Origin of the sequence: Idiomarina sp. UBA4206 (genome assembly GCF_002383015.1) — a bacterium.
GTDB lineage: Bacteria > Pseudomonadota > Gammaproteobacteria > Enterobacterales > Alteromonadaceae > Idiomarina > Idiomarina abyssalis.
In genome coordinates this window covers 10,373-10,752 of record NZ_DFTS01000018.1, presented here as the reverse complement: position 1 = coordinate 10,752, position 380 = coordinate 10,373, and the positions used below count along the sequence as shown (strand labels likewise).

The following is a 380-nucleotide window of genomic DNA, read 5'->3' as shown; positions in this document are numbered from 1 at the left end:
GCCTTCGACCTGATAGCCCTGTTGCAGAAGAAGATAGGCTGACACGGAAGAGTCGACTCCTCCTGACATTCCAACAATGACTTTTTTACTGGCATTTGACATAGACTGACCTGGCTGACTGTAACTCCTGAATTGGCTGCGCATTCTATCATTTTAGGCCGCGCTAGGGTAGCTCAGGAAACTACCAAACAGGCGGTTCTTCACGCCATTCGCCCGGCTGCAGCGTTTTTAACTGAAACGGACCAATTGCCGCACGTATAAGGCGCAGAGTAGGGAGTCCAACATGCGCTGTCATACGGCGAATCTGACGGTTTTTACCTTCACGAATTTTAATGCAAAGCCAGGTGTCGGGCACCGTTTTACGCTCTCTGACTGGCGGG

General features: G+C 51.1%; 1 protein-coding gene and 1 pseudogene. Both read right to left on the bottom strand.

The annotated features are described in order from the left end of the window. Positions 1-102: hypothetical protein (locus B3180_RS03875; RefSeq protein WP_286843166.1), on the bottom strand; the 102-nt coding region annotated here is incomplete at its 3' end. Between the two features lie 79 nt (positions 103-181). After that, positions 182-380, bottom strand: a pseudogene (locus tag B3180_RS03870) (pseudouridine synthase); the annotation flags it as partial.